This is a genomic window from Roseovarius sp. S88 (assembly GCF_037023735.1).
Lineage (GTDB): Bacteria > Pseudomonadota > Alphaproteobacteria > Rhodobacterales > Rhodobacteraceae > Roseovarius > Roseovarius phycicola.
This window is the reverse complement of sequence record NZ_CP146069.1, coordinates 1,001,518-1,020,939: the sequence shown is the minus strand read 5'-3', so window position 1 is coordinate 1,020,939 and position 19,422 is coordinate 1,001,518. Positions and strand designations below refer to the sequence as shown.

General features: G+C 56.7%; 25 protein-coding genes and 2 tRNA genes. 12 read left to right on the top strand and 15 right to left on the bottom strand.

What is annotated here, in order from left to right; genetic code table 11:
• Positions 1-2: 2 nt before the first annotated feature.
• The gene (locus RZ517_RS05265; RefSeq protein WP_338550414.1) at positions 3-1,169 is read left to right on the top strand and encodes an alpha-hydroxy acid oxidase; all 1,167 of its coding nucleotides are present in this window, start codon (positions 3-5) and stop codon (positions 1,167-1,169) included.
• 202 nt (positions 1,170-1,371) lie between these two features.
• Positions 1,372-2,034: a 50S ribosomal protein L25/general stress protein Ctc gene (locus RZ517_RS05260; protein ID WP_338550413.1), complete on the top strand. Its 663-nt coding sequence runs from the start codon at positions 1,372-1,374 to the stop codon at positions 2,032-2,034.
• Between the two features lie 62 nt (positions 2,035-2,096).
• Here the strand turns inward: RZ517_RS05260 and RZ517_RS05255 are convergent, their stop codons facing one another.
• Positions 2,097-2,777, bottom strand: coding sequence for an FkbM family methyltransferase (locus RZ517_RS05255; protein WP_338550411.1), 681 nt, complete (start codon positions 2,775-2,777; stop codon positions 2,097-2,099).
• 95 nt (positions 2,778-2,872) lie between these two features.
• Here RZ517_RS05255 and pth point away from each other — a divergent pair, with 95 nt between their 5' ends.
• The 5 genes from pth (at position 2,873) to RZ517_RS05230 (ending at position 5,974) form a co-directional block, all read left to right on the top strand.
• On the top strand, positions 2,873-3,565 hold the full coding sequence (pth, locus tag RZ517_RS05250) for an aminoacyl-tRNA hydrolase (protein WP_338550410.1): 693 nt from the start codon (positions 2,873-2,875) through the stop codon (positions 3,563-3,565).
• 60 nt (positions 3,566-3,625) lie between these two features.
• The gene (locus RZ517_RS05245) at positions 3,626-4,789 is read left to right on the top strand and encodes a serine hydrolase domain-containing protein (protein ID WP_422395562.1); all 1,164 of its coding nucleotides are present in this window, start codon (positions 3,626-3,628) and stop codon (positions 4,787-4,789) included.
• 75 nt (positions 4,790-4,864) lie between these two features.
• Entirely contained in the window at positions 4,865-5,185 is a 321-nt protein-coding gene (locus RZ517_RS05240; protein WP_338550408.1) for an antibiotic biosynthesis monooxygenase family protein, read from the top strand.
• Between the two features lie 10 nt (positions 5,186-5,195).
• Entirely contained in the window at positions 5,196-5,576 is a 381-nt protein-coding gene (locus RZ517_RS05235; RefSeq protein ID WP_338551114.1) for a DUF2237 family protein, read from the top strand.
• A 2-nt stretch (positions 5,577-5,578) separates the two neighbouring features.
• Positions 5,579-5,974, top strand: a complete 396-nt coding sequence (locus RZ517_RS05230; RefSeq protein ID WP_338550407.1) for a carboxymuconolactone decarboxylase family protein — start codon at positions 5,579-5,581, stop codon at positions 5,972-5,974.
• A gap of 55 nt (positions 5,975-6,029) precedes the next feature.
• On the opposite strand, the gene RZ517_RS05225 is transcribed toward RZ517_RS05230, so the two are convergent.
• From RZ517_RS05225 to trpB, 4 genes are all read right to left on the bottom strand, one after another.
• Positions 6,030-6,593, bottom strand: a complete 564-nt coding sequence (locus tag RZ517_RS05225) for a VPLPA-CTERM sorting domain-containing protein (protein WP_338550406.1) — start codon at positions 6,591-6,593, stop codon at positions 6,030-6,032.
• 234 nt (positions 6,594-6,827) lie between these two features.
• Entirely contained in the window at positions 6,828-7,976 is a 1,149-nt protein-coding gene (locus tag RZ517_RS05220; protein ID WP_338550405.1) for a slipin family protein, read from the bottom strand.
• Positions 7,977-8,393: 417 nt separating this feature from the next.
• A tRNA-Asn gene (locus tag RZ517_RS05215) sits at positions 8,394-8,469 on the bottom strand.
• 379 nt (positions 8,470-8,848) lie between these two features.
• A complete protein-coding gene (gene trpB, locus RZ517_RS05210) occupies positions 8,849-10,078 on the bottom strand; it encodes a tryptophan synthase subunit beta (RefSeq protein ID WP_338550404.1) in 1,230 nt (409 codons plus the stop codon).
• Between the two features lie 125 nt (positions 10,079-10,203).
• Between trpB and RZ517_RS05205 the strand changes: the two genes are divergently transcribed.
• A complete protein-coding gene (locus RZ517_RS05205) occupies positions 10,204-10,767 on the top strand; it encodes a DUF4453 domain-containing protein (protein WP_338550402.1) in 564 nt (187 codons plus the stop codon).
• Here RZ517_RS05205 and RZ517_RS05200 read toward each other — a convergent pair.
• The 7 genes from RZ517_RS05200 to cmk form a co-directional block, all read right to left on the bottom strand.
• A complete protein-coding gene (locus RZ517_RS05200) occupies positions 10,764-11,213 on the bottom strand; it encodes a GNAT family N-acetyltransferase (protein ID WP_317055395.1) in 450 nt (149 codons plus the stop codon). The two genes, RZ517_RS05205 and RZ517_RS05200, sit on opposite strands and share 4 nt — an antisense overlap.
• Positions 11,210-11,854 carry a phosphoribosylanthranilate isomerase gene (locus RZ517_RS05195; protein ID WP_338550401.1) on the bottom strand — a complete coding sequence of 215 codons (645 nt, stop codon included), beginning with the start codon at positions 11,852-11,854 and terminating at the stop codon, positions 11,210-11,212. Before RZ517_RS05195 ends, RZ517_RS05200 begins: the two co-directional genes overlap by 4 nt.
• A gap of 9 nt (positions 11,855-11,863) precedes the next feature.
• Positions 11,864-12,214 carry a DUF1049 domain-containing protein gene (locus RZ517_RS05190; protein ID WP_338550400.1) on the bottom strand — a complete coding sequence of 117 codons (351 nt, stop codon included), beginning with the start codon at positions 12,212-12,214 and terminating at the stop codon, positions 11,864-11,866.
• Positions 12,214-12,498, bottom strand: coding sequence for an integration host factor subunit beta (gene ihfB / locus RZ517_RS05185; RefSeq protein ID WP_338550399.1), 285 nt, complete (start codon positions 12,496-12,498; stop codon positions 12,214-12,216). The genes RZ517_RS05190 and ihfB overlap by 1 nt, the downstream gene beginning before the upstream one ends.
• A 364-nt stretch (positions 12,499-12,862) precedes the next feature.
• Entirely contained in the window at positions 12,863-14,548 is a 1,686-nt protein-coding gene (gene rpsA, locus RZ517_RS05180) for a 30S ribosomal protein S1 (protein WP_338550398.1), read from the bottom strand.
• A 298-nt stretch (positions 14,549-14,846) separates the two neighbouring features.
• The gene (locus RZ517_RS05175) at positions 14,847-15,152 is read right to left on the bottom strand and encodes a hypothetical protein (protein ID WP_338550397.1); all 306 of its coding nucleotides are present in this window, start codon (positions 15,150-15,152) and stop codon (positions 14,847-14,849) included.
• A complete protein-coding gene (gene cmk / locus RZ517_RS05170) occupies positions 15,152-15,763 on the bottom strand; it encodes a (d)CMP kinase (protein WP_338550396.1) in 612 nt (203 codons plus the stop codon). The genes RZ517_RS05175 and cmk overlap by 1 nt, the downstream gene beginning before the upstream one ends.
• 359 nt (positions 15,764-16,122) lie before the next feature.
• Here cmk and RZ517_RS05165 point away from each other — a divergent pair, with 359 nt between their 5' ends.
• The gene (locus RZ517_RS05165) at positions 16,123-16,314 is read left to right on the top strand and encodes a hypothetical protein (RefSeq protein ID WP_338550395.1); all 192 of its coding nucleotides are present in this window, start codon (positions 16,123-16,125) and stop codon (positions 16,312-16,314) included.
• A gap of 80 nt (positions 16,315-16,394) precedes the next feature.
• On the opposite strand, the gene RZ517_RS05160 is transcribed toward RZ517_RS05165, so the two are convergent.
• A tRNA-Gly gene (locus RZ517_RS05160) sits at positions 16,395-16,468 on the bottom strand.
• A gap of 194 nt (positions 16,469-16,662) precedes the next feature.
• Between RZ517_RS05160 and RZ517_RS05155 the strand changes: the two genes are divergently transcribed.
• Genes RZ517_RS05155 through RZ517_RS05145 form a run of 3 tightly spaced genes read left to right on the top strand, consistent with a single transcriptional unit; the run spans position 16,663 to position 18,304 of the window.
• On the top strand, positions 16,663-17,043 hold the full coding sequence (locus tag RZ517_RS05155) for a LysR family transcriptional regulator (protein WP_338550394.1): 381 nt from the start codon (positions 16,663-16,665) through the stop codon (positions 17,041-17,043).
• Positions 16,986-17,564: a LysR substrate-binding domain-containing protein gene (locus RZ517_RS05150; RefSeq protein ID WP_338550393.1), complete on the top strand. Its 579-nt coding sequence runs from the start codon at positions 16,986-16,988 to the stop codon at positions 17,562-17,564. The genes RZ517_RS05155 and RZ517_RS05150 overlap by 58 nt, the downstream gene beginning before the upstream one ends.
• Entirely contained in the window at positions 17,561-18,304 is a 744-nt protein-coding gene (locus RZ517_RS05145) for a sulfite exporter TauE/SafE family protein (protein WP_338550392.1), read from the top strand. Before RZ517_RS05150 ends, RZ517_RS05145 begins: the two co-directional genes overlap by 4 nt.
• Positions 18,305-18,307: 3 nt before the next feature.
• Here RZ517_RS05145 and RZ517_RS05140 read toward each other — a convergent pair whose 3' ends face one another.
• Complete coding sequence (locus RZ517_RS05140; RefSeq protein WP_338550391.1) at positions 18,308-18,973, bottom strand: fumarate hydratase C-terminal domain-containing protein; 666 nt, start codon at positions 18,971-18,973, stop codon at positions 18,308-18,310.
• Positions 18,970-19,353, bottom strand: a complete 384-nt coding sequence (locus RZ517_RS05135) for a hypothetical protein (RefSeq protein ID WP_338550390.1) — start codon at positions 19,351-19,353, stop codon at positions 18,970-18,972. Before RZ517_RS05135 ends, RZ517_RS05140 begins: the two co-directional genes overlap by 4 nt.
• Positions 19,354-19,422: the final 69 nt, after the last annotated feature.

Here is a 19,422-nt window from a genome sequence, read left to right as displayed (position 1 = left end):
CCATGCCCGTCATCACCTCGATCGCCGACCTCAAACGCATCTATGAGCGCCGGGTCCCACGGATGTTTTACGACTATGCCGAAAGCGGCAGCTGGACCGAGCAGACATTCCGCGAGAACACATCGGATTTTCAGGACATCTACCTGCGGCAGCGGATTGCGGTCGACATGTCTAACCGTTCAACCGCCACGCAGATGATTGGACAGGATGTGTCCATGCCCGTGGCGCTGGCACCTGTCGGGCTGACAGGGATGCAACATGCCGATGGCGAAATCAAAGCGGCACGGGCGGCTGAAAACTTTGGTGTGCCGTTTACGCTGTCCACCATGTCGATCTGTTCGATTGAGGATGTGGCCGAGAACACCACAAAGCCGTTCTGGATGCAGGTCTACACACTCAAGGATGATGATTTCATGCAGCGGCTGTTTGACCGAGCGAAGGACGCCAAATGCTCAGCAGCAGTGATTACGGTGGACTTGCAGGTTCTTGGTCAGCGCCATAAGGACCTCAAGAACGGGCTGAGCGCACCACCAAAACTAACGATGAAATCCATCGCCAACATGATGACAAAGGTGCAATGGGGCCTGGGCATGCTGGGCACGAAACGGCGGTTCTTTGGCAATATCGTGGGTCATGCGAGCGGTGTGACCGACCCTTCTTCACTAAGCTCCTGGACAGCGGAAGCGTTTGACGAAGCGCTCAATTGGGATCGCATCCGCCAGTTTCGCAAGATGTGGGACGGGCCGCTCATTATCAAAGGCATTATTGATGCGCGCGATGCCAAAGAGGCGCTCAATGTCGGGGCCGATGCGATCATCGTTTCCAACCATGGCGGGCGGCAGTTGGACGGCGCGCTTTCAGCCATTCGCGCCCTGCCCGATATCATGGATGCGGTGGGCGACAAGATCGAAGTGCATCTCGACAGTGGTATCCGCACTGGCCAGGACGTATTGAAAGCCATCGCCCTGGGCGCCAAGGGCACCTATATCGGGCGCGCTTATGTTTACGGTCTGGGGGCTATGGGTGAGGCGGGCGTGACCAAGGCGCTGGAGGTCATTCACAAAGAGCTTGATATCTCCATGGCGTTTTGTGGGCACACAGACATCACCAAGGTTGATCGGGATATCTTGATGATTCCAAAGGGTTTCACAGGTGACTGGATGGCCTGATTTGAGTATTTTTGGAACAGTGAAAGCCAAAGCATATGCAGCTTCATCGTTCTTCAAATACTCGTAATCCAGCGCTGAACATGAGCGCTGTGTCATAAGGTGTAGATTCCGCTTCCCAACCTGCCCAATCCGGTCTATACGCGCGGCTTCACGTTGGGGCTACAGCCTTGGAGGAGCCCCGCCCTAGATATGGAGAATACATATGGCTGGAGAAATTCCTGATCTTCACGCCCAGGAACGCACGGGGACGGGCAAGGGCGCCGCTCGTGCAGCACGCCGCGAGGGCATGGTTCCGGGGATCGTTTTTGGGGGCGACACTGATCCGCTTCCGATCAACATTCCGTTCAATGAGCTTCTGAAAAAGCTCAAGGCCGGGCGGTTTAAGTCGACCTTGTTCAACCTCAAAGTAGATGGTCATGACGATGTGCGCGTGATCTGCCGCGATGTGCAGCGCGATGTGGTCAAGGACCTGCCGACGCATCTCGATCTGATGCGGTTGCGCCGGACCACCAAGATCAACCTCTTCATCACGGTTGATTTTGTCGGCGAAGACGATTGTCCCGGCATCCGCAAAGGCGGTGTACTGACCGTTGTTCGTAACGAGATCGAGCTGATGGTGACGGCCGGTGATATCCCGGAAAGCGTGACCGTGAGCCTTGAAGGTCTGAATGTTGGTGACAACGTGACCATCAGCCAGATTGAGTTGCCAGAAGGCGCCAAGCCGACGATTGATCGGGACTTCGTGATCTGCAACATCTCTGCCCCGTCGGCGCTGAAATCTGATGAAAACGCAGAGGACGAAGACGGCGAAGCCACAGAAGCCGCAGAGGCGCCCGCTGAAGAAGAGGCCGCCGCGGAAGAGTAGTCTTCGGGTCTTAAGCCTACATGGATCTAAGAAACGCGGAGTGCCATAGGCCTTCGCGTTTTTTATATGCCGCGCACCCGCCGAAAGCACAGGATGCGGCCGCGAGAGGGGCCGGGATCGTATGTGAGCCCAGAGGTCGACATGCAATCGACGATCTGTTTGATCACCGTGTCCGGATATTGCTTGGGGTGCAGTTCCATGATCACGGTGAGCACATGTTCGGGCCAGGCCGCGTCGAACAAAAATCGCTCTGCCCCTTCGACATCCATGATCACGACCTGTGATTTGAATTCTTCCAGCAGCTTGGGCAGCGCCAATACGGGCACAGAGACAATGTCCTCTGGATTGCTTGTGTCATCGGCAATACGTCCGGCCCAAAAGGCTTTCTTGGGGTCAAACCCCAGATCCTCAATATCCTGCGTTTGTCCGACAACCGCCCCGTGCATGAGGCGCAGCTTTGCAAAGCCATTGAGCTTGAGATTACGCTCGATCACCGGCAGAAGCGCCGGGTTGGCCTCAACTGAAACGACGTTTTCAGGCCCCGAGGTGCGTGCCGCGACTGCGCTGACATAGCCAAGACCCGCACCCAACTCGAGCACGCGCTGCCCCGGTTTGACGCGCATCCGTACCGCGCGTGCCTCATGCGCCTCATAGCCACCCGAGACAAGCTTGCCCGCAATCCGATCATTGAGCATATGACCCGGGACATGCAGGGTTAGTCCATCAATCTCATACTCTGCCATGCAACACCCCTGCTCTCGTCACCTTGCCGAGCAGGTTTGTTGATTCAAACACGCCCGCAGCGTAGACCATCCTTACCAAATTCAGGACAACGGCAATGCTGCTTTTTGTAGGCTTGGGGAATCCGGGCGAAAAATACGCCAAAAACAGGCACAATATCGGCTTCATGGCCGTGGAGCGCCTGGCCGAGGATCATGGGTTTGGGCCCTGGAAATCCAAATTTCAGGGGCGCGTGTCCGAAGGGCGTCTTGGGACTGAGAAGGTATTGCTGTTGCAACCGGAAACATTCATGAACCTGTCGGGTCAATCGGTTGGTGAGTCCATACGGTTTTACAAGCTGGCCCCGGAGGATGTGACCGTGTTTCATGATGAGCTCGATCTTGCCCCCGGAAAGTGCCGGGTAAAGCAAGGCGGAGGGCATGCAGGGCATAACGGATTGCGGTCGATCCATCAGCATATTGGTGAAAACTATCGCCGGGTTCGGTTGGGCATTGGACATCCGGGGCAAAAAGACCTCGTGGCGCGCTATGTTCTGCAAGACTTTGCCAAGGCGGATCAGCCGTGGCGGGAGGCTCTTTTGGAGGGCGTGTCGAATGGTGCGGCGGAGCTGGCTCAAGGACGGCATGACAGGTTTCTCAATGCCGTGGCTCAGAAAACGTCGCCGCCGCAGTCTTCAACATCCAAGCCGAAACCAGCCGCCAAAGCGCAACACGAAGAACACACCGCTGCATCAAATCCCGTTGAGGACACACGTTCACCCTTGCAGAAACTGGTCGACAAGTTCAGATAGATAGAAGATTGTTTTTACTCGTCAAAGGCGAGTTTGTGTGTTTAACGGAGGAGCACAGTTGTGCAAGCGTTCCTGAAATGGGTTAGAAGATTATCGGTTTTTGCAGTGCTGGCGGCCTTGTTGGCCGGGGTCCTCATGCGAGAAGAGATCTACCGCCTGGTGGCAGTGAACACTCTTTTTGAAGAAGACAAAATCGTCAAAAATTTCTCATCTCTGAACCAAGCTTTTCGGTCTCAACCTGTTGCTCGGGGAGATATGCCTGTCTCTGCGTTGCCAAAAGGACCGGCACTTGCTCTCAATGATGATGTGACCGCATGGATCGAAGAGCGCGCCGTGACATCCTTTCTTGTCTTGCACAAAGGCCAGATCGTTCACGAAAGCTATCATCTGGACACGATGGAAGATGATCTGCGGATCGGTTGGGCGCTCTCCAAGCCTTATGTTTCTGCCCTGACCGGCATCTTGCTTGATGAGGGTGCGATCGGGTCGCTCGATGATACGGTTGTGCAGTATCTTCCGGCGCTCAAGGGTACGGCTTATGACGGCGCAAAGATTGTTGATCTGTTGCAGATGACAAGCGGAGTTGCGTTCAACGAGGATTATCTGGACTACGAGTCAGACATCAACCGCATGGGGCGTGAACTTGCCTTGGGCGGGACCATGGATGACTTTGCTGCGAGCCTTTTTGATAAGCGCGGTGCGCCAGGCGATGACTGGCTTTACGTGTCGATTGATGCGCATGTTTTGTCGATGGTACTGCGGGCAGCAACCGGGAAAACGATGACAGAGCTGCTGTCTGAAAAACTCATAGAGCCGATGGGTTTGGAAACTGAACCCTATGTTCTGGCCGATAGTGGCGGCATCGCGTTTGCCCCGGGTGGACTCAATAAAACAACACGCGATTTTGGCCGGTTTGGGCTCATGTATGCGCAAATGGGGCAACTGACGGACATACAGGTTGTTCCCAAGGATTGGGTTGCATTGTCCACGACACCCCAAGCACCGACATCACCTGGTGAACTTGGGTATGGGTTCCACTGGTGGGTGCCACCCAACGCAGAGCCTGGTCAGTTCATGGCCCACGGCATTTACGGGCAGTATATCTATGTGGACCAAACCAAGGACCTTGTGATTGTTGCGACAGCGGCGGATCGCAAATTTTATGAGGCAGGCACGCATGAGGCCAACCTCAGTGTTTTTTACAAGATTGCCGATACGCTCTAAAAGCTTTCATACCTTGCCGCGCTGAGGTGGTTTGTGCAGGATAGACCTGCACAAGCAAAGCGCGGACCATTGATCATGAGCTACATCGCAATGAACCGGTTTCAGGTGAAAACCGGCGCTGAGGCGCAGTTTGAAGAGATGTGGCGATCTCGGGAAAGCCGGTTGAAAGAAACGCGCGGGTTTCAGGAGTTTCGTCTTCTTAAGGGGCCAGAAGGAGACGGGTTCTGCCTTTACTCGAGTCACGTGGTGTGGGCCAGTCGCGCTGATTTCGAAGCCTGGACCAAGTCGCAGAATTTCCGCGACGCGCACAAGGATGCGGGGCGGTCCAAAACGCAGGATGCGTTGATGGGACCGCCACAATTTGAGGGCTTTGAAACCGTGCTGCACGAGGTCTGAAATCATGGCGATGAAAATGGACACATCCGTCAACGTGCTGGGGGGTCGGCTGGAGTTGTGTAGCAATGACCCAAAGACCGGCTTTTTCCGCGATGGCCATTGCAACACCTGCGCTGAGGATCGCGGCAGTCACACAGTCTGCGCCTTGATGACGGCCGAGTTTCTGGCGTTCTCCAAATATGTCGGCAACGACCTCAGCACGCCGCGGCCAGAGTTTGGATTTTCTGGCTTGAACCCCGGAGATCAGTGGTGCCTGTGTGCCTCACGCTTCTTGCAAGCCCATGACGAAGGATGCGCCCCGAAGGTGCGGCTTGAAGCGACGCATGCGCGGGCGTTGGATATTGTTCCCTTAGAGGTTCTCAAACAACATGCGGCGGAGGCTCAGGGATAAGAATGGCAACGGTTACACTGATTTCCGACGAAGAGGCCACTCCAGAGGTGCGCGCTGTGTTTGACGATATTCGCACCACGCGGGGTGGGGATTTCATCAACAATTTCTGGCGTGCTCTGGCCCATGATCCGGCATTGCTCAAAGCCACGTGGGAGCGGTTGAAACTCGTCATGGGATCGGGTGAGATTGATCCGTTGACCAAGGAAATGATCTATATCGCGGTGTCTGTTGCGAACGCATGTGAGTATTGCGCGCATTCTCACACGGCGGCAGCCAAGGCCAAGGGGATGACGGAGGCACAGCATGGCGAGCTTTTGTCTGTGATCGGGATGGCAAGTCAGACAAACGCGTTGGCCACCGCACTTCAGGTGACAGTGGATGACATGTTCAAAGCCTGAAAACGAGAAAAGGCCACTTAGGTAAGCAGCCTTTCAGGTTATATAGCGTTCTGTTTCAGGCGCTCTTTTTACGAAACACCACGAGGCTTCCAAGCGCTGCAAGCAGCATCCACGCCGCAGCGGGAAGCGGCACATTCGATGGGGGTGGAGGCGGTGGCGGTGTGCCGTCACCCTTGTACCACGCACTTATGTGCGAGAAGCCATTGATTGTACTAGCGGGACCTTCTGTGCCCCATGTACCAGACAGAGCTTTATTCAAGTCGAGTACAAAGAACGCGTAGGATTTAGCTTGTTTTATTGCCAGAGCGAGGTGCTTGAAACCTCCTGTGTTAGTAATTGACCAATCCTGGCCAGTTACCGTCAAGTCGATCTTGCCATCGCCCTCAGGGTTTTCGCCGACTGACTCTCCAAGGGTCCAACCATTTAGCGTGCCGTAGCCTTGCGCACCTTTGTCGTTCCCAACGCCACATCCCTCGGGCGTGCCCAAAAACATTCCACCTTGTGTTCCGAAGTAATCCACAGCGCCACAGGTCGTGGCAGACGCTGGCGCGGAAATCATCCCTATCGACACGACAAGGGCACCTAGAATTACCGGAATTCTGTAAAAAATTTTCAACATGAACCGTTCCCTCATTCCTTATCTAACCCACTGTATATTTTGACTTTTTACCCAAGCACTACACGTATTTTTGAATCCTACCACAATTTCGCCACATTTCTCAATGTCCTGACCTTTCCAAACTGGAACAAATTGTTGCATTTAATGAAACAATTCAGCAATCCGAGTACTTAGACCCGAACGCAAAACCAAAGGAAACCCCGGCCCGAGGTGTCCCCCGGGCCGGGCCTTGGCTTAGTCGCGCAGGCGCACGAGATCAGTCATCAGACCTTCGGTACCGTTGTGGACCGTCAGCCGTTCGACCTTGCCCGCGATGGTTTCCAGCGCCTCAAGTTCTTTGAGCCGCAGCATCACAGGGTTCTCGGCCATCACTTTGGCGGTGTTCAGAAGCGAACGCGTTGCGTTCGTTTCTTCCCGACGCCGGATGACGTTGGCCTCTGCTTCCTTCTCAGCCGCAACCACGGCTGTCAGGATCTCGCGCATCTCACCGGGCAGGATCACGTCTTTCAGAGCGATCTCACCCACCTCGATCCCGATCCGCGCCATTTCAGCACGTACCGTTTTCGCCGCCTCGGCGTCGACCGTCACTTTCTCGGCCAGAAGCCGGTCAAGTGTCAGCGCACCCAGGGTTTTCCGAAACGCCAGTTGCAGCGCACGGTGTAGGGCTTCTTCGAAGTCCTTGACCGCACCAACCGCGCGTTCGGGGTCGGTGACCCGGTAATCCGCGGTCAGATTCACCCGGATCGTGACCCGGTCTTTGGTCAGGATTTCCTGACCGGTGACCTCATGGGCCTGTGTCCGCAGATCGACCTGCTTGACCGCGACGTGCCGGCCCACTTTCCAGAAGGCGTGCGTGCCCGGATCAAGCCGGCCCATAAGCACACCATCCACGGTGAGCATGCCCACATGTCCCTCAGCCACTTCCGTGGCGTTGAAGACCGTGGTCAGACCTGTGCGCGTCAGACGCCGCGCCAAAGCTGTCGGCAGTGCCAGCGTGTCGGTGAGCGCATGACGCTCAACCGTCCAGGGGCCAGCAACCGCCCACAGAACCAGCCGCGTGTCCGGCAGGAGCACCTCGTAAGGTACACCTTCGCGCAGGATCACGGCCACTTCATCGGCCTCGGCACGGACCTCGGTCAGGTGCGCCTCGGCCAGATCGGGACGCTCCCGAAACAACACACGCGCATAGGGCGAGGTGAAACGGAGACGCTCGATATTGTGAACCTCGCGCACGGTGTCGCGGGTTTTCAGGCGATGCTCGCCCGGTCCAAGAATGGCAGTGATCCGGCCTTTGGTCAGCACGAGCATCCGCTCGGTTTCCATTAGCGTAACACGGTCATGACCGGTCAGCCGGTCCAGTGTTCGGGTCAGTATATGAGTCATCTTTCGTCTCCTTTTCGTCTTGTCCTATCGTCGTCGCAAAGCGATAACTCCTTTTGATTTTCAATGTGTTGGACCGGAATGGTCACAGGTGTTTATGCCTGCATCTCAGCAAGCGGAATGAGAGGCCCGAGGCCGCCCCGCGCCATGATCCCGCGCGGGAGTTGAGCGAGCGGGCGCATGGTGCGACCAGCGCGTAGGCCGGGGTTAACCCCGGCTTACGGGAAGGTGCACGATGCCACCATCATCCCCGCTCCGGCACAAAACCAGAGCAGCGGCGATCCTTTGTGATCCCTTTCGCCCGAGGACAAAGAAACCCCTCCGGGCCACCTCTGCTGAGGCAACCCCGGACCAAATTTGGAGCCGTTTTTCTACGGCGTGAGGGGAGTCGAACCCCAAGATCTCTCGATCTTTTTCCCATGGTGAAATGGCAGGAATCGAACCTGCTACACCTCGATTAACAGTCGAGTGCTCTAACCAAATGAGCTACATTTGCATTGGCACCTTAAGCCAACCCCTGATCGTTCTTCGCGGCCCTGGCATACGGGGTTCGGCAGGGCCGCCCGCACCGAGTGAGGATCAAAACCTCATCCCGCTAGGGTCCGATCCGTCTGATCGGGAGGCAGGTGATAGCGCCAACACAGTGAGTCGCCCTATGGGTTCATGTACCCGCCCAAAACAGTCGTGATCTTTGCGCAACAATATTGCGAGGTTGGGTAATATTTGGAAAGGCTGACTGGATGAAGCTTGTTTGGGAGCTGCGTTCTCCGCGCCTTCACGCAACAAATTTTGGCCGCAGTCCCGGCCTTCGCGCCGGGACCTCTTGGCGCGTATGAACGAGGAGGTCCCGGATCACGTCCGGGACTACGCCTCCCCTACTCCCGTTCGTCCATCTCAAAACCCAGATGACGCGCGACGGTGAAGATGTCTTTGTCGCCGCGCCCGCACATGTTCATGCAGATGATGTGATCGGCGGGCAGGTCTGGTGCGATTTTCATCACATGGGCCAGCGCATGGCACGGCTCAAGCGCGGGGATGATGCCCTCGGTCTCGCAGGAGAACTTGAACGCCTCCAGCGCCTCTTTATCGGTGATCGAGACATATTCGGCACGGCCAATGTCATGCAGCCAGCTGTGCTCGGGGCCGATTCCGGGGTAATCGAGACCGGCGGAGATCGAGTAACCCTCCAAAATCTGGCCATCGTCATCCTGCAAGAGATAAGTGCGGTTACCATGCAGCACACCAGGGCGACCACCGGTCAGAGAGGCGCAATGCTCCATCTTCTGGTTCACGCCTTTACCACCGGCCTCAACACCGATAATCTGCACCTCTTTGTCATCGAGAAACGGGTAGAAAAGCCCCATCGCATTCGATCCACCCCCGATGGCAGCGATGATCGTATCGGGCAGACGGCCCTCGGCCTCTTGCATCTGTGCTTTGGCCTCTTTGCCGATGATCTGTTGGAAATCACGAACCATGGCCGGGTATGGGTGCGGCCCGGCCACCGTGCCGATGCAGTAGAACGTGTCGCGCACATTGGTGACCCAATCGCGCAGGGCGTCGTTCATGGCATCCTTGAGTGTGCCCCGGCCAGACGTCACCGGCACCACTTCGGCCCCCAAAAGGCGCATGCGGAAGACGTTGGGCTTTTGGCGCTCCACATCATGCGCGCCCATATAAACCACGCATTTCAGCCCGAACTTGGCGCAGACCGTGGCGGTGGCCACTCCGTGCTGCCCGGCGCCGGTTTCGGCGATGATCCGGGTTTTGCCCATACGCCGCGCCAGCAAAATCTGACCCAGCACATTGTTGATCTTGTGCGCGCCGGTGTGGTTGAGTTCATCGCGCTTGAGATAGATCTTTGCCCCACCCAGCCGCTCGGTCATGCCTTCGGCAAAGTAAAGCGGGCTGGGACGGCCCACGTAATGTTTCCACAGATGATCCATCTCGTCCCAGAAGGACTGATCCGTCTTGGCAAACTCATACTGTTTTTCCAGCTCAAGGATGAGTGGCATCAGTGTTTCTGAAACAAACCGCCCGCCAAACTGGCCAAAGCGGCCTTTCTCGTCCGGTCCGGTCATGAAAGAATTGAACAGATCATTCATCGCGCGTGTCCCTTGTCTCACCCGCAACTGAATATGGGACGGTTTGGGGATTTTCCAGCGAAAAGGCACCCGTGACTTTGCAGTTATCCCTTGGCGCAGGGCCAAGGGCGCGGCAGAATGAGGTCATGCGCCTTGTCCTGCTTCTCCTCGCTTTTGTTGCCAGCAGTGCTTCTGCCAATGAGGCCTGTGAGGATGTCTGGTTTACTCGAAATCTGATCTTTGACCGGGCAGGGTACTGTTTTGGCTCGACCCTGGGCCAGGCAGTTTTCGACAACAGCAATTGCATCGGAACGTCAGTGAGCATTCCGCCGGATCAAAAGCGCATCGTTGATGAGATCCGCGCGCTTGAGGCGCAGCATGGCTGCCAGGTCGACACCGGGAGGACAGGCCTTCGCCTGATTGACGCTGCGATCCGGCGGCAGTTGCGCGATTTGCCTATCCGGGATGAGTTTGAATCAGGGTGTCTTGGCTGGCTGGGACCGGTCGTTCCGTTACATGCGGGTCATGACAACAGCTCGGCGGTGATCGGGCGGGTCGAGCCGGGCGATTACATCCTCTATTCGCATTTCGGCCGAGGCGGATGGAGCTATGTCACCACGCACACCGCCAATTGGACCTCTCTGAAAAGTGGCGGCTGGATGCGACAGACCGGCGTGTCGGACGCGTCTTGCGCACAGTGGGCAGGTTAGCCGAGCGCCAGTTTGAAGCCGGTATGTGACGCAACAAAGCCCATACGTTCATAAAAGCGGTGGGTGTTGGTGCGGGTGGTATTCATCGTCAGTTGTACGAGGCTGCATTCGGCAGCACGCGCGCGAGCGATCATGTCCCTCACCATCTCTTCGCCAATCCCCTGCCCGCGCAAGTCGCTGGCCACACGGACGCTTTCGATCTGGGCGCGGCGTGCGGCGCGTAGAGACAAGCCACTGATGAAGGTGATCTGGTAGGTGGCGATGACGCGAGCGTTCGGGCCTTCTCCAACGATGAGGTGGTTGTTGCCTTCGTCCTGCATCCTGGCAAATGCCGCCTGGTAGTGATCCAGATCGGCGCCCTCGCGCGCTTGCCCCAGCATGTCGTCCTGCAGCAAGGCCAACACCGCGGGAACGTCAGCCTCTGTCGCTTTGCGAAAGGTGATCATGCGAGTGCGGCTTTGACGAAGGCGCGCATCTTTGCGTGATCTTTCACACCCGGCGCACTTTCCAAAGCCGAAGACAAATCAAGCTGGTTCGCGCCCGTGCGCTGGATGGCCTCGGCGACGTTGTCGACGGTCAACCCACCGGCGAGCATCCACGGCACGCTCCACCGCCGCCCGGCGATCAAGTTCCAATCAAACGCCACTGCATTGCCACCGGGCCGGGTCGCATCTTTGGGCGGTTTCGTGTCCAGGAGAATCTGATCCGCCACCTCACTATAGGTGTCAATCGCAGCCAGGTCGGTTTCATCCGCCACACCCACGGCCTTCATCACAGGCAATCCGTAGCGTTTTTTCACTTCGAGCACGCGGTCGGGGCTTTCATGGCCGTGAAGCTGCAACATGTCCAGCGGCACCTGATCGGTCAGAGAGTCGAGGGTTGCGTTGTCGGCGTTGACCACAAGGGCGACTTTGGCAAGTCCAATCGGTGCAGACAGCGCCATATTACGCGCTTGGGGCAAGGAAACGTAGCGCGGTGATTTTGGGAAAAACACAAAGCCCACATAGGCCGCGCCCGCCTCTGCGGCCACGGCAACGTCTTCGGGCCGGGTCAGCCCGCACAGCTTAACTTTGATGTCCTTTGGCATGGCCGCGGCTTAGCTGGCCTGTTCGAGCAGCGCAAGCACCTCGTCTTTGCCTTCGTGTTTTTCGCCCTTGAGGCGTGCGACTTCGGCACGCAGGCTGGCCATCTCACGGGCCTGACGCGCGGCGGCGGCGCGTTCACCGGCTTCGCGAATCCATTCCCAGATAAAGCCGACGATAAGGCCGGCCAGAATGCCGCCGAAGATGACCACGAAAAGCGGCAACTGATAGGTCGGATTCAACGCGGCCAGCCCGGCCAATTCTTTGGGAAGAACTTGAAGTTCAACCATCTGGCGATTGGCCAAAGCAATCAAAATCAGCGCCAGCCCAAAGGTGGCGATGGACGCATACCGAATGTAACGCATTACGCTTTCCCGTTCAGCCGTTCGCGCAGCAGCTTGCCGGCCTTAAAGAAGGGGACGTGTTTTTCCTCGACCGGGACAGATTCGCCAGTGCGAGGATTGCGGCCTGTGCGGGCATCGCGCTTTTTCACCGAGAAGGCACCGAAACCGCGAAGCTCAACCCGGTTGCCATTGGCCATGGCGCCGGTGATCTCATTGAAGAAGGTGTTCACGATCCGCTCGACATCGCGCTGGTAAAGATGTGGGTTTTCGTCTGCGATCTTTTGAATAAGTTCGGATCGGATCATCGGGTCCCCCAATTGTGTCGGTCACAGCAGCAGCGCAGTACATCGCTTTCAAAAGTATAGATTGAAAATGGCCGTGCGGGAAATGGAAAGCCAAGCGGTTTGACGGGTTTAAGTGGCAGTTTTTTCGCAATCACGCGGAAAATCGCTCCCATTTTCGTGAAAACTGAGACGCGGCGGGATGTCGCACCCTTGTTTTGCAATGCAGCAAAGCCATTGATTCGGATGAGAAATGACAAGAAACAGCGATGCGAATGCTGACTTGGTCGCACTATTTCGCGACCATGTTGCGGGATGTCACGGGCTACCAAAACGCAAAAGGCCCCACCATTTGGCAGGGCCTTTTTCATTCTTAAGCCGGAGTGGCCTACTTCTCTTCGTCGCCCTTCAGAGCAGCGCCGAGAATGTCGCCCAGCGACGCGCCTGAATCCGAGCTTCCATACTGTTGTACGGCTTCTTTTTCTTCGGCGATTTCGCGCGCCTTGATCGACAGACCCAGACGGCGCGTTTTGCTGTCGACATTGGTGACGCGGACGTCAATCTTGTCGCCAACCGAGAATCGGTCAGGGCGCTGTTCGGCGCGATCACGCGACAGGTCGGAGCGGCGGATAAAGGATTTCATGCCTTCATATTCCACTTCAACTCCACCATCTTCGATGGCTGTCACCTCTACGGTCACGATCGAGCCACGTTTTACGCCACCCACGGCGTCAGCGAATTTGTCACCGCCCAGCGCTTTGATCGAGAGAGAGATGCGTTCTTTCTCGACATCCACTTCCGAGACAACCGCCTGAACGATATCGCCCTTCTTGTAGCTCTGGATGGCCTCTTCGCCGCGCTCGTCCCAGCTTAGATCGCTGAGGTGAACCATGCCGTCGATGTCGCCTTCGAGGCCGATGAACAGACCGAATTCGGTAATGTTCTTAACTTCGCCTTCGACCTCTTTGCCCTCAGGATGTGTTTCTGCAAACACTTCCCATGGGTTGCGCATGGTCTGTTTGAGGCCCAGAGACACGCGGCGCTTGGTTCCGTCGATTTCCAGAACCATGACTTCGACTTCCTGAGAGGTCGACACGATCTTGCCCGGATGCACGTTCTTCTTGGTCCAGGACATCTCAGAGACGTGCACAAGACCTTCAACACCCGGCTCCAGCTCAACAAAGGCACCGTAATCGGTGATGTTGGTCACACGACCCGTATGGGTGCTTTCCAGCGGGTACTTGGCGGCCACCAGATCCCATGGATCTTCCTGCAACTGCTTCATGCCCAAGGAGATGCGGTGCGTGTCTTTGTTGATCTTGATGACCTGCACATTGACGGTTTCGCCAATGTTGAGGATCTCGCTTGGGTGGTTGACCCGGCGCCAAGCCATATCGGTGACATGCAAGAGGCCGTCGACGCCACCCAGATCCACAAAGGCCCCGTATTCGGTGATGTTCTTGACGACACCCTCTACGGCCTGACCTTCGGTCAAATTGCCAATGACTTCGGCGCGCTGTTCGGCACGGCTTTCTTCGAGGATGGCACGGCGTGACACAACGATGTTGCCCCGGCGACGATCCATCTTCAAAACCTGGAATGGCTGCTTGAGACCCATCAACGGGCCAGCGTCTCGTACGGGGCGCACATCGACCTGAGAGCCAGGCAAGAACGCAACAGCGCCGCCAAGGTCCACGGTAAAGCCACCTTTGACACGACCAAAGATTGCGCCTTCCACACGCTCTTCGTCGGCATAGGCTTTTTCCAAACGATCCCAGGCTTCCTCGCGGCGCGCCATTTCACGGCTGATCACCGCTTCGCCGCGCGCGTTTTCTGCAGAGCGAAGGAACACTTCAACCTCGTCGCCAACGGCGATCTCAGGGGCCTCTCCGGGATTTGCGAATTCTTTGAGATCAACGCGGCCTTCCATTTTGTAGCCGACGTCGATGATGGCCTGTCCCGCTTCAACAGCGATGACTTTGCCTTTGACAACTGTGCCCTCTTGGGGCGTGTCCATTTCGAGACTTTCGTTCAGAAGGGCCTCGAACTCCTCCATAGATGCGTTTTGAGCCATGTGGCGTTTCAATCCTAACGTTTCATTGTTTCTGGCCGAGCGGTTGGGTCCGCCGGTCTGGGTTAATGCCCTACCCCCTTGGTACTTGAGGGCAGAGAGGTTTTGTTGGTCAGACGGGCCAAATTTCGCAAAACAAAGAGGGCCGGAGAACCCGACCCTGCTCGATCTCATATGTTTCGCGGCGGTTTCCGCCTTGTCGACGGGGGCGCTATAGCCCTGATCCTCAAGTTAATCAAGGGCCATTGCGTTGTTTCATCGGCGTTACACTGCCAACCAAACGCAGCGCATAGAGCCAAGATCACTCACGCGATGACAACCGTAGATACTCATTTGGCGACTCGGAGGTCACTTTGGACAGCGACCAGGCGCTGTGCGGATTTTGCACATCGACATCGATCTGGTCACGCGTGCGCAGGTCAACGACTAAGACAGGGCTGGAACACCAATCCACCTTTGCCAGCAACACATGCTCTTGGGCCGTGGCATCAACGGATATGGACCGGTTGCGCTTGAGCTTTGCCACTTCAACACCATCCACCAGAATCCGGTAGGCCCGCCAGCGGTCAACCCAGCCATTGGCACGGTGGAAGACAATGCTGGCCACTATGATGCTTGTTTGCGGGCTACTTCCGCACAGGCGGCGGCGACAGCCTCTTCAATACTCATATGCGTGGTGTCGAGCATCACTGCGTCTTCCGCAGATTTGAGCGGCGCTGTGGCGCGGGCACTGTCGCGGGCGTCGCGGGTTTGCAGATCGGAGAGCACAGTTTCAAAATCCGTCTCATGGCCTTTGCCCAAGAGTTCATCCAAACGACGCTGTGCCCGCACTTCGTCACTGGCAGTGACAAAGAGCTTTACCTCTGCGTCCGGACAAATGACTGTTCCGATATCACGGCCATCGAGAACAGCTCCACCGCTGCGGCGGGCAAAAGCACGTTGAAAATCGACAAGGGCGGCGCGCACCTCTGGAATGGCCGCCACACGGCTAGCGGCTTGGGCGACGTCAGGTGTACGCAGGTCATCCGCATCCAGGTCATGGGGTGTCAGAGATCGCGCCGCGTCCAATGCATCGGTGCCATCCAGCGTGCGTCGTCCTGTGGCGCGGTACAACAACCCGGTGTCGAGGTGAGCAAATCCAAACTTATCTGCCACAGCCCGTGAAATCGTGCCCTTTCCCGCTGCGGCGGGGCCATCAATGGCAACCGTGAAAGCCATACGCTTTGCTCCTTTCACCCAGGTTTTTCACTCCATCCTGCGCCTTGCTGGCGAAATGTGCAGGTGAAACACATTGTTTCCGAAAACCGAACCCGCGATATATGGCGAAACTGCCTTAGTTGTTAAGCCCCTTATTGGCCGCCTTTGCGAAACAATTTTTTCTGAAATGCGAGAGTGGCGGCACCCCAAGCGGTCTATTGTCCCGGTTTAGCGAACGGCAGCGCGACCTCAATCTGCTGATCTTTAACAATCTGGTAACCCTTTTGCCCATATGATGGCAGGGTGTCCGCATTTTGGCCCAAGTCCTGGTCGAAACCATGCTGGACCAACCTTGTAATCGTACTTGAGTGACCCGTTAAATGACCAGTTCTATCCCACATCCCAATTTCGACGTTCTTCTATCGCCGGTGCCGCAGACCTCTCGTTGTCCTGCGATGATGCTGATGTCGCGGTGGTGGGACAAGGGCGCGTTTTCCTGCCTGCCCTTTATGGAATTGACCATGTGCCTCGGCACCATGATGGGTCTGAGCATCTGGATGGCTCTCACCTAAAGGGTCGCGATCATCCGTGACCCGCGCTTGTCGCGAAAAGCTTCAACCAAACTGCGCCCTAGCATTCACATTCTGGATTTTGGAGCGGGTAGCGGGAATCGAACCCGCAATAACAGCTTGGGAAGCTGCTGTGATACCTTTTCACCATACCCGCGCGCTCGTGCTACAGTAGTGGGATGATCCCATAAGGGTCAATAAAGGGTTATTTTCGCAGGGCGCGCCGCGTATCCACCCCACTGAGTGGAATCCCGGAGATAGTTTCACTTGTTCTCAGTAAGATCACCTGTAGAAAACAGTGGATGATTGGAGGCTTTCGAAAGCTCTCCTTTCTGATAAGGTGGGACGCTTATGACAATACGACTGCTGCGCACATTGGTTGCCATTTCTGACGCCAAGACGTTCAGCGCCGCGGCGGATGTCGTGCATGTCACACATGCCGCCGTCAGCCAGCAGATGCAGACCCTTGAGGCCGATCTTGGCGTGGCCTTGTTTGACCGAAGCACGCGCACCCCGGAGCTTACACCTGTTGCGCATCAGATCGTGGCCAAGGCGCGCAAACTGATTGCGGATTATGACAATCTGGTGCCGTCGGTTCTGGCCGATGGCGGGTTGAGCGGCGTCATCCGCCTGGGCACATTGCGCACCACGCTCACTGGGCTAACCCCCGCGCCATGGCCATTCTCAAAGCCCGGTTTCCCGAAATTGGGTTGCGCATTCGCCCCGGTCTGACAAGCACCCTTCTGGCTGATATTGAGCGCGGTAATCTTGATGCGGCGATCATCACCAAACCACATCTGATGCCCGTCGGCATGCAGTTTCGTGAGCTCGCAAAAGAGAAGATGCACCTCATTACGGCCGTCGAAGAGCCTGATGACGACCCGCTAACCCTTTTGCAAGAGCGACCCTTCATCCGGTTTGACCGCACCGCCGTCCTGGGTACGCTGATCGACAACTGGATCTTGTCAAAACGCCTTCGCGTCAACGAGACGATGGAGCTTGACAGCCCAGAGGCGATTGCGAGCATGGTCTATTCCAATCTTGGCGTCTCGATTGTGCCCAGCCTGACGGTGCAGCCTCATGACGCCGTGCCGGTGAAACGCCTCGCCTTGGGGGATGATGCGCCAACGCGAACACTCGGCCTTGTCCATGCAAAGAACCAAATCAAGACAAAGGCCATCGACGCGATTTTCGACGCCCTGCTGCAGGTAATCACCGCAGAGCGATCTGGCCCGGCGATATCCACGCTATGACCACAGAGGCCATCCTGTTTCTTATCATCGGGGCCGCTGCTGGCGGCTTTATCAATGGGTTGGCCGGGACGGGCACGGCCCTGTTCGCACTGGGGTTCTATCTTGTAGTGGTGGAGCCCGTCACGGCCGTGGCGATTGTGGCGTTCATGTCCGTTTTGGTCGGATTGCAGGGGCTTTGGATTGTCCGCAAAGAGATTTTCACCTACCCGCGCAGGCTTTTTCGGTTTGTGCTGCCCGGGCTTTTGGGTGTGCCTTTCGGGCTGATGCTGCTTGATGTCATAGACGCCAGCACGCTGCGAACAGCGATTGCCGTGTTTCTGATCCTGTACGGGGCTTACTTCGGGTTTCGCGCCGCCCTGCCTGCCTTTACGCCCACCCTGCCCTGGCTTGAGGCGTTCATCGGGCTCATTGGTGGCGTTCTGGGCGGCGCGGCGTCGGTGTCGGGCGCGGTTCCTTCCATGTGGCTTTCGCTGCGACCATGGACCAAGACCGAGACCCGCGCGGTTTTGCAGCCCTATAACGTGGCCATCCTGAGCACGACCGTGTGCCTTCTGGCCTTCAAGGGGGCCTATGACCGTACAGCCCTGAACGCGCTTCTGATCACGATCCCCAGTGGCCTTATTGCTGCACAGATCGGCATCATGGTGTTCCGCAGGCTCAGTGACACGGGCTTCCGGCGGTTGCTCATCCTGCTGACGTTGTTGATGGGGCTGGGCATTTTGGTGGCCGAACTGACCTGAAGCTCAAATCACCTCATCCGTGCGGTCGTCACTTTCACCATATCGTTTGAGCACGGCAGGCTTGGTGCCCTCATAGACCCGCGCGACATTCTCGGCAATCTTGGCGTTTTCGCGCTCAAATAGGCAGTCACCATTGAGGTCAGAGGCCACGATGAACGGCCCCATGCGATTGCATTTGATGACCCACATAGCCTGCGCGAGACCCAGTTCCTCGTTCCAATGCACCGCCTCGACGCTTTCCACGCCCCGGCCCAGCAAAGCGCCGGTGCCGTAGCCTACAGTCGAGAGATAGACCGCGCCATTGGGCACGAAGTAATCTTTGTAGTCCTTGGACGACATGCCCCCCTTGCCAACGATCAGCTTTGCGCCTGTCTTGGCCATCCATTCCGGCAGCCATTTGGCAAAACGGAACGAGGCCGTGGCCGTGACCGCACCCATGTCAAAGGAGCCATCGGCATTGATCCGGGCGGCGGGCGAGCAGTGGAAATTGGCGGCGGACTGAGACGGCAATTCCATCGGAATGTTCGCCTTGTCCTCTAGCGCACGCATGTAGACACCCTCGCGGGCGGTGTACATCAGCCCGTCAAGATAGACGACATCGCCAAGGCGAAGCTGCGCGATGTCTTCGTCGGTGGGGGTGGTGGAAAGGCGGATTTCACGGGGTTTCATGATTGGTCTCCAAGAGGTCCTGCGACTTCTCCGTTTGGCAGTTTATAGCCGCAGTTGGCACAAAACTTCGCGCGCGGTGTTCGAAACGGTTTTGAGCAGCTAGGACACAGGGAGCCATATTCGGACAGTTTCACTCCATAGAGTTGGTTAGGGTGCTCTAGCTCTACACCAGTCAATTCAAAGTAGACTTGAAGAGCTTCCATGCCGGAAGGATCTTTCAGGCTAGCTTCATCGCTCGAAACTCCTGTCTCTTCTTGATAACGAGCAATGCTTTCCACGCGCTTACGCACGTCCATCAAGGGCTCTATCTTCTCCCACTCCTCATCATTCAACAGAGCTGCTTCACGCCCTACTTTATATGCAAATGTATAAACTGGCATAAGTTGCTCAAATTCCTTTGATCGAAGGCGCCGGAGTCTTGAAAAGACTCCGGACAGAAATCTTTTCAA

Bases quoted from the DNA above. Each gene is read 5' to 3' on its own strand.
- RZ517_RS05195 (WP_338550401.1), bottom strand. From the start codon at position 11,854: ATGCCAAAGGACATCAAAGTTAAGCTGTGCGGGCTGACCCGGCCCGAA.
- RZ517_RS05265 (WP_338550414.1), top strand. From the start codon at position 3: ATGCCCGTCATCACCTCGATCGCCGACCTCAAACGCATCTATGAGCGC.
- RZ517_RS05200 (WP_317055395.1), bottom strand. From the start codon at position 11,213: ATGATCACCTTTCGCAAAGCGACAGAGGCTGACGTTCCCGCGGTGTTG.
- RZ517_RS05205 (WP_338550402.1), top strand. From the start codon at position 10,204: ATGCGCCTTGTCCTGCTTCTCCTCGCTTTTGTTGCCAGCAGTGCTTCT.
- rpsA (WP_338550398.1), bottom strand. From the start codon at position 14,548: ATGGCTCAAAACGCATCTATGGAGGAGTTCGAGGCCCTTCTGAACGAA.
- pth (WP_338550410.1), top strand. From the start codon at position 2,873: ATGCTGCTTTTTGTAGGCTTGGGGAATCCGGGCGAAAAATACGCCAAA.
- RZ517_RS05155 (WP_338550394.1), top strand. From the start codon at position 16,663: ATGACAATACGACTGCTGCGCACATTGGTTGCCATTTCTGACGCCAAG.
- cmk (WP_338550396.1), bottom strand. From the start codon at position 15,763: ATGGCTTTCACGGTTGCCATTGATGGCCCCGCCGCAGCGGGAAAGGGC.
- RZ517_RS05145 (WP_338550392.1), top strand. From the start codon at position 17,561: ATGACCACAGAGGCCATCCTGTTTCTTATCATCGGGGCCGCTGCTGGC.
- RZ517_RS05255 (WP_338550411.1), bottom strand. From the start codon at position 2,777: ATGGCAGAGTATGAGATTGATGGACTAACCCTGCATGTCCCGGGTCAT.
- RZ517_RS05225 (WP_338550406.1), bottom strand. From the start codon at position 6,593: ATGTTGAAAATTTTTTACAGAATTCCGGTAATTCTAGGTGCCCTTGTC.
- RZ517_RS05220 (WP_338550405.1), bottom strand. From the start codon at position 7,976: ATGACTCATATACTGACCCGAACACTGGACCGGCTGACCGGTCATGAC.
- trpB (WP_338550404.1), bottom strand. From the start codon at position 10,078: ATGAATGATCTGTTCAATTCTTTCATGACCGGACCGGACGAGAAAGGC.
- RZ517_RS05135 (WP_338550390.1), bottom strand. From the start codon at position 19,353: ATGCCAGTTTATACATTTGCATATAAAGTAGGGCGTGAAGCAGCTCTG.
- RZ517_RS05230 (WP_338550407.1), top strand. From the start codon at position 5,579: ATGGCAACGGTTACACTGATTTCCGACGAAGAGGCCACTCCAGAGGTG.
- RZ517_RS05260 (WP_338550413.1), top strand. From the start codon at position 1,372: ATGGCTGGAGAAATTCCTGATCTTCACGCCCAGGAACGCACGGGGACG.
- RZ517_RS05190 (WP_338550400.1), bottom strand. From the start codon at position 12,214: ATGCGTTACATTCGGTATGCGTCCATCGCCACCTTTGGGCTGGCGCTG.
- RZ517_RS05235 (WP_338551114.1), top strand. From the start codon at position 5,196: ATGAAAATGGACACATCCGTCAACGTGCTGGGGGGTCGGCTGGAGTTG.
- RZ517_RS05165 (WP_338550395.1), top strand. From the start codon at position 16,123: ATGACCAGTTCTATCCCACATCCCAATTTCGACGTTCTTCTATCGCCG.
- RZ517_RS05240 (WP_338550408.1), top strand. From the start codon at position 4,865: ATGAGCTACATCGCAATGAACCGGTTTCAGGTGAAAACCGGCGCTGAG.
- RZ517_RS05140 (WP_338550391.1), bottom strand. From the start codon at position 18,973: ATGAAACCCCGTGAAATCCGCCTTTCCACCACCCCCACCGACGAAGAC.
- RZ517_RS05150 (WP_338550393.1), top strand. From the start codon at position 16,986: ATGGCCATTCTCAAAGCCCGGTTTCCCGAAATTGGGTTGCGCATTCGC.
- ihfB (WP_338550399.1), bottom strand. From the start codon at position 12,498: ATGATCCGATCCGAACTTATTCAAAAGATCGCAGACGAAAACCCACAT.